At 72.5% G+C, this 6,763-nt stretch carries 4 protein-coding genes; 1 reads left to right on the forward strand and 3 read right to left on the reverse strand.

All coding sequences use genetic code 11. From position 1 onward, the window contains the following. Nucleotides 1-94 precede the first annotated feature (94 nt). The gene (locus LZF96_RS24870) at nucleotides 95-1,117 is read left to right on the forward strand and encodes a glycosyltransferase family 2 protein (RefSeq protein WP_308294286.1); all 1,023 of its coding nucleotides are present in this window, start codon (nucleotides 95-97) and stop codon (nucleotides 1,115-1,117) included. Nucleotides 1,118-1,187: 70 nt separating this feature from the next. Here the strand turns inward: LZF96_RS24870 and LZF96_RS24875 are convergent, their stop codons facing one another. From LZF96_RS24875 to LZF96_RS24885, 3 genes are all read right to left on the reverse strand, one after another. Further along, nucleotides 1,188-2,666, reverse strand: a complete 1,479-nt coding sequence (locus tag LZF96_RS24875; protein WP_233876856.1) for an LCP family protein — start codon at nucleotides 2,664-2,666, stop codon at nucleotides 1,188-1,190. Between the two features lie 804 nt (nucleotides 2,667-3,470). Next, complete coding sequence (locus LZF96_RS24880) at nucleotides 3,471-5,240, reverse strand: LCP family protein (protein ID WP_233876858.1); 1,770 nt, start codon at nucleotides 5,238-5,240, stop codon at nucleotides 3,471-3,473. 453 nt (nucleotides 5,241-5,693) lie between these two features. Next, on the reverse strand, nucleotides 5,694-6,446 hold the full coding sequence (locus LZF96_RS24885; RefSeq protein ID WP_233876860.1) for a TIGR03089 family protein: 753 nt from the start codon (nucleotides 6,444-6,446) through the stop codon (nucleotides 5,694-5,696). Between the last annotated feature and the right edge of the window lie 317 nt (nucleotides 6,447-6,763).

Raw genomic sequence — 6,763 nt, forward strand, 5'->3', positions numbered from 1 at the left:
ATACCGTGGGCCGGTGAGCAGCAATCATCCGACCGAGCGCCCGGAGACGACGCCCGCGCCGGCCGACAACCGTTCGACCGCCGACACCCCGCCGGTGTCCGTGATCATGCCGGTCCTCAACGAGGAACGGCACCTGCGCGAGGCCGTCGAGCACATCCTGCGCCAGGAGTACCCCGGCGAACTGGAAGTGGTCATCGCCCTGGGGCCGTCCACCGACCGCACCGACGCGATCGCCGCCGAGCTGGTGGCCGAAACGGCCGGCCACCCGCGCTGCCGGGTGGTCACCGTCCCCAACCCCACCGGCCGCACCCCCGCCGCGCTGAACGCCGCCATCAGGGCCTCCCGCCACCCGGTGGTGGTCCGCGTCGACGGCCACGGGATGCTCTCCCCGGACTACATCGCCACCGCCGTCCGTCTGCTGGGCGAGACCGGCGCGGCCAACGTCGGCGGCATCATGCACGCCGAGGGGGAGAACGACTGGGAGCGGGCCGTCGCCGCCGCGATGACCTCCCGGATCGGCGTCGGCAACGCCGCCTTCCACACCGGCGGCGGCGCCGGCCCCGCCGAGACCGTCTACCTCGGGGTCTTCCGACGCGAGGTGCTGGAGCGGCAGGACGGCTACAACGAGGAGTTCATCCGCGCCCAGGACTGGGAGCTGAACTACCGCATCCGGGAGGCCGGCGGCCTGATCTGGTTCTCCCCCGAGCTGCTCGTCTCCTACCGGCCCCGGCCGACCGTGCGCGCGCTGGCCCGTCAGTACCGGGACTACGGCAGGTGGCGCCGGGTGGTGGCCCGGTACCACGCGGGCTCGATCAACCTCCGCTATCTCGCCCCGCCGGCCGCCGTGGTGGCGATCGCCGCCGGGCTGGCGGCGGGCGTCCTCGGTCCGGCGCTCGGGACGGGTGTGGCGGCCTGGGCCCTCGTCGTGCCGGGCGGGTACCTCGCCGCCGTCACCGCCGGGTCGGTTCCCGCCGGGCGCGGCCTGCCGTTCGGGGCCCGGCTGCGGATCCCGGTCGCCCTGACGACCATGCACATGTCCTGGGGGTGGGGCTTCCTGACCAGCCCCCGGGAACTGGCCGAGCGGGTGCGCGCGGGGCGCCGACCCGCCGTGCTCTGAGCCGGGGTCGCCGACCGGCCGGTCACGGGGTGGGGGTCCGGAGCCCCGGACCCCCACCCCGTGACCGGGCTCACCAGACGGCGCGCGGGTTCACCGTCATGCAGGTGCCGTCGTCGTCCGCGCTCAACGCCTGCGAGCTGTCCAACTCGTTGGGCTCGCCGATCTCCGGGTCGTCCACCGGGACGGGATAGCTCCCGCCCTCCCGCCAGTCCGTGCCGATCACCAGGGTGATCGCCTCGACGCTCGGCGAGATCCGCACCGACCGCATGGGCAGCCCCAGCTCCTCCGCGATGGCCAGCGCGTCGGCGCGCCGGTCGTCGGTGGGGTAGCTGAGGGCGGTGTCGGCCTGGGAGATCGGACGCTCGTCCACGACGGCCAGCGCGAAGCCCGCCTCCCGTAGCACCTCGACCAGTTCGGTCGCCCGACCGTTGACCGGGGGCATGGTCACCGAGCCGGTGCCGTTGCGCACCGCCAGCGGCAGGGTCTCCCGGGGCGCGGTGGTCGGGTTCGCCGAGGGTTCCCCGTCCGTACCGGTCCCGGCGGCGTCCTCGGGATCGACGACGGAGTCGCCGTCGCGGTCGTCCAGGGCCACGTCCTCGCGCACCAGCGCGAACAGTTCCTCGGCCGCGCCCGGCTCGGGCACCACGTGCGCCGAGGGGTTCATCGGGTCGGGGATCCAGGGCATGGTGATCATGTTGATCCGCTCGGTCGGGACCCGCCGCAGGTCCTCGCCCAACTCGTAGAGCCGGGTGACGCTGCCCAGTTCCTGATCGACCGTCAACGCGCGGGTGGCGGCGTTGGCCAGCGCGTTGAGCTTGCCGGGGTCGGTCAATCGCGCACCCGCCTGCAACTCCCGCACCATGGAACCGAGGTACACGTGCTGGCCACGGGTCCGCCCGATGTCGCTGCCGTCCTCGAACCCGTAGCGGGTGCGCAGCCACTGCAGGGCCTGCTCGCCCCGGATGACGCTCTCCCCCGCCGACAGCCGCAGTCCGGACTTGGGGTCATGGACGTTGGCGTCCACGCACACCGGCACGCCGCCCACCGCGTCCGCCATCGACACCACGCCCGCGAAGTCCACCATCATGAAGTGGTCGATCGGGATACCGGTCAGCTCCTCCCAGGTGGCCACGGTGCAGCCGGGGCCGCCGCGCTGGAGGGAGTGGTTGATGGTGTCCGACTCGACGGTGGGGTACTGCTCACCGGTGGCCGGGTCGGTGCACGCCGGGATGGTCACCCGGGTGTCGCGGGGGACGCTGATCACCGTCATGTTGCTGCGGTCGGCGGAGATGTGCAGCAGCATCTGGACATCCGCGATCGGTGGGCCGTCGGCGGTGTGCCGGGCACCGCCCAGGCGGAGGTTCTCCTCGGAGTCCCGGGCGTCGGAGCCGACCAGCAGGATGTTCAGGGGGGTTTGACCGTCGGCGTTGGGCGGCGGCTTCTCCAGCCGGTGCTCGCCCAGGTGCAGGTCCTGGCGGTCGATGTTGTCGTTGAGGTCCCGCACGTACAGCCAGGTCGCGACGCCGAGACCGGCGACCAGCAGGGCCATGGTCGCGGAACCGGCGATCAGGACCCGGGCCCAGCGCGGACGCCGGGGTCGCTTTCCGGCGGTGGACGGATGTCGCCCGGCGGGGCCGCCGGGGCCGCCGGGGCCGCCGGAGGGGCGCGATCCGGGACCCGGGCGGGTGCCGCGCCGCGCGCCGGCGGCACCGACCGATCCGGTCCGCGCGGTGGTCGCCGGGGCCGCGGTGTCGTCCCCGATGTTCGCGGGAGCCGCGGATGTCCCGGGTGCTTCGGGAGCCCCGGCGGCCGCCGGGGTCGCCGCGCCGTCATCGGTCGCCGCGGGGGCCGCCGCGGGGGCCGTCGCGGACTCGATGGCCGGGTGGGCCCCGGCGGCGACCGCTGCCCGCTTCCCGGTACCGGCGGACCTCCCCGACCCGCCGGTCCCCTTCGTCTTCCCGGGCCCGTCCGGTTTCCCGGGTTCCCCGTTCCCGCCCGATCCACCGGGCCGATCGGATCCGCCGGTCGCGCCGGGCTTCCCCTCGGGCTTCCCCACCCGCTTCCCGGAGGGCGTCGGCGAGCCGGACGACCGGGCCGTCCCCGTCGCCCCCCGGCCGCGTATTCGCCCCCGCCGTGCGGGAGTGGGAGTCCGCGCCGGCTCCGGATCCGGGGCCGGGCCGCCCTGGCGCGGCACGGAAGCCGGTCGCTTCTCCTCGTAGAGGCTGTCGTCCCAGCCGAGTTCCTCGGCCGTTCTGACCCGGGGACCCTCGCCGTCCTCGGATATGCCGCTGGGCACGCCTGTTTCCCCCCGCTCATGGTGGTCAACGATCGGCCGCCCGAACGGGCGGCCACGTCATGCGGCGCAGATGTCCTCGTTGTCCGCGGTGACGCTGTCGAGGTCGGCGGGCTTCTTCGCCTCGACCTCGATCGGTGTGCCCGCCCCCCGGAAGTCGTCGCCGAGCACCAGGGTCATGGGGCTGTCCCCGGCATCGGCGGAGGACTCCTTGAGGGCACTGCCGGGCAATCCCATCAGTTTCGCCAGGGTGACCGCCCGACCGGCCTGATCAGGACCATACTCCAGTGTGGTGGTGGCCTGTTGGGCGGCCGCGTTGCCGGCGTTGGTCGCCAGGGTCATGCCGTGGGTGTTCTGCAACCACACGAGGGTCTCCTGCGCCGCCCCGACCCGGGTACCGCCGTTGTAGACGTCCACCCGCACCTGCGCCGCCGGGACCGGTTCGGCCTTCTCCGGGGCGTCCCCGGAGTTCCCGGAGTCCTTCGCCGCGTCCTCGACATCGGTCAGCGACAGGTCCTCCTGGAGCATCCGGAACAGCGGCAGCGCCTTGTCCTCGTTGAGTACGACGGTCGCCGCCACCTCCTCGGTCGGATTGTCGACGACGGGGACGGTGACGAAGCTGATGTCCTTCACCGGCACGTCGGCGAGGTCCTGGGCGAGCGCCACCAGTGCCTGGATGTCACCGATCGCGGAGTCCACGGTCAGGGAGTTGGTGACCGCCTCGGCCAGGCCCCAGACCTTGGTGGGGTTGGTCAGGGTGTCACCGGAGGTCAGCGAACGGGCCATCGAGGCCAGGAACTGCTGCTGGAGTTCGATGCGGCTCAGGTCGCTGCCGAAGCCGACCGAGGAGCGGGTCCGCACGAACGCCAGGGCCTGCTCGCCCTCCACCACGTGGCGGCCGGCGGGCAGGGTCAGGTGGGACTTGTCGTCGTCGATGTCCTTGGCGAGGCAGACCTCCACGCCGCCGACCGCCGTGGAGAGGTCCTTGACCGCGTTGAAGTCGGCCATCATGAAGTGGTTGATCTCCACCCCGACCAGGTGCTCCACCGTCTTCCAGGTGCAGCCGGGGTCGCGGCCGTCGACGCCGAAGCTCTCGTTGAAGCGCACCCCCTGCGCACCGGGGACGGTACGGACGCTGCCGTCGGACTGAGCGGTCTCGCAATCGGGGATGTCCACCACGAGGTCGCGGGGAATGCTGAGCGCGGTGGCGTGGGTGCGGTCCTGTGAGACGTGTAGCAGGACGGTGGTGTCGGCGTGACCGGCGCTGTCGGCGTCGCCGTAACCCTCGTTACCGCTGCCCAGGCGCTGATCGGTACCGATGAACAGGATGTTCACCGGGGCGTCGCGGGTGACGGGATTGTCGAACGGAACCTCGACCTTGGTGAGATTGTCGTTCAATCGCTTGTAGACATACCAGGACGCACCCGCGCCGACGAGCATGAGTACGGCCAGGGAAGCGCTGATCCGGATCAGGACTTTCCGGCGGCGCTCCTTCTGCGCCCGCCGCCGCTCGGCGGCGGCACGGCGCTCCGTTCCACGGGCCCGGGGAGGGTCACCCGCGCCGGTCGGGCGGCGGTCCCGGGTCCGGGTTCCGGCGGCGGTTCCGGCGTCGTCGACCGGGCGACGCGGGCGCGGCGGCAGGGTTTTGGTGCTCGATGCCGTCCGTGCGCCGGGCCGGGGCCCGGGCCTGACGGCCGGCACCGTCGCACGGGGGGTCGGCGCCCCGGACAGGTTCAGCTCGTAGCCGCCCGTCGCGGGGTTGAACACCCACTGATCCGCGGGGTCGATGTCATCGAGACCGTCGACTCCCCCACGCCCCTGTGTGTCCACGAATCCCTGCACCCTTCTGGATGTGTACGGGGAATAAGACGGCTCACATTAGCCCCCCGGTTCCTTCCCGGGCCATGGCGGTGACGCATTCCACCGTCGATCCGGGGGTCCGATCCCCTGGTGCGAGGTTTATTGTTTTCGCGGAATTTGAGAGGTTTTAGCAAGATAAGCGACAGTTCGAAACCGGCATGACACCCGCCCGTCCCTTCTCGTTCACCGCCTTCGCGGGAAGTTCACCGTGGTTCACCGTGACGCGTCGGGACCACCGGGAGGGACCGGGCCGCTTGATCGCCTTCCCCGTCCCGCCCGTTCCACACCTCCGGATGTGGATCGGCGCCGAACCGGGATCGCGTCCCGGCCGGCCCGGCCCTCCCCCATCTCGCGCGAAAGGCCGGGAACCAGCGGGTGGGCACCCGCTGGTTCCCGGCCCCGACACCGGTACCGGTCCGCGACTCACTCCACCGTGTGCGTGACCCGCTCGGTCTCCCGTCGCCGACCCAGGGTCGCGTCGTCGATCTCCGCGCCGGGCCGACAGAGCACCACCGAGGCGCCCACCGCCAGTGGCGCCCAGAACCCGGCGAACAACCCCCGGCGGTCGTTCCACTCCAGCCGGGAGAGCACCCGGTCGCCCCGGCCGATGCCCAACTCGGCGGCCTCGAAACGCGCCTCCTCGACCACCTGCCCGGCGGTCCAGCCGATGCCGTCGATCACCAGCGCCGCGTCGTCGGGCTCAGGGTCCTCGTCCGGCACGAAGACATCGCCCTGGCCGGGAACGGCCACGGCGTAATCCGTGAAACCCTCCGGCGGTTCGGGGAACCGGGCCCCCAACGGACGCAGACTCAGCGCCACCCGCTCCCCCCGGCAGGCCCGGGCCTCCGCCAACCGGTCGGGGCCGGCCACCACCAGATCGGCGTCCCCGGGATCACCGCCGATGACCGGGACCACCCGGGTGGAGGCACAGGCCAGCAACCACGCGGCGGTCTGCCAGTGGACGGGGAGCAGGAGGGCGAGACGGTCGTCGGGCTCCGCGCCGAGATCGTCGCGCAGCAGATTGGCGGTCTTCGCCACCCAGTTGGCGAGGGTGGTCGCGGAGAGTTCCACCCGTTCGCCGGTGGTGTCGTCGTACCAGGTCACGAGGGGGCGCCCGGCGTCTCCGGCGAGCGCGGAACGCAGCAGGTCGGCAGGGGTGCGATCGGTGGTGTTCATCGGCGCCAGGGTACGCCGCCGAGCCCTCGGAAGGGATGCCGCGAGGGGCGCGCCGACTTCCTTCACCCCCACCGGCCGTGACCTACCGTCAGCTGTGGGGTCGACACCTGACGGGACGTGTGCACATCGTCATGATCACGCGCCTTTCCCCCCTTCACCGCCGCTCCGCGCCACCCGCCGCGACACTCCGGGGGGGTGCCCCTATCTGTTTCGTCAACCCTGTTGGGGTCGGCTTGTAGGGGTTTGATCTGGTTTTCGGGAGCGTCCCGCGAAGCGGGGCGTTCCCGGCGGATCGGGTGCGTGGCGGGCAGTCCGGT

It is taken from the genome of Streptomyces sp. ST2-7A (assembly GCF_021390475.1).
Classification (GTDB): domain Bacteria; phylum Actinomycetota; class Actinomycetes; order Streptomycetales; family Streptomycetaceae; genus Streptomyces.

Excerpts from the sequence above, each read along its gene's own strand:
- LZF96_RS24885 (WP_233876860.1), bottom strand. The coding sequence starts at position 6,446 with ATGAACACCACCGATCGCACCCCTGCCGACCTGCTGCGTTCCGCGCTC.
- LZF96_RS24875 (WP_233876856.1), bottom strand. The coding sequence starts at position 2,666 with ATGGCCCTGCTGGTCGCCGGTCTCGGCGTCGCGACCTGGCTGTACGTG.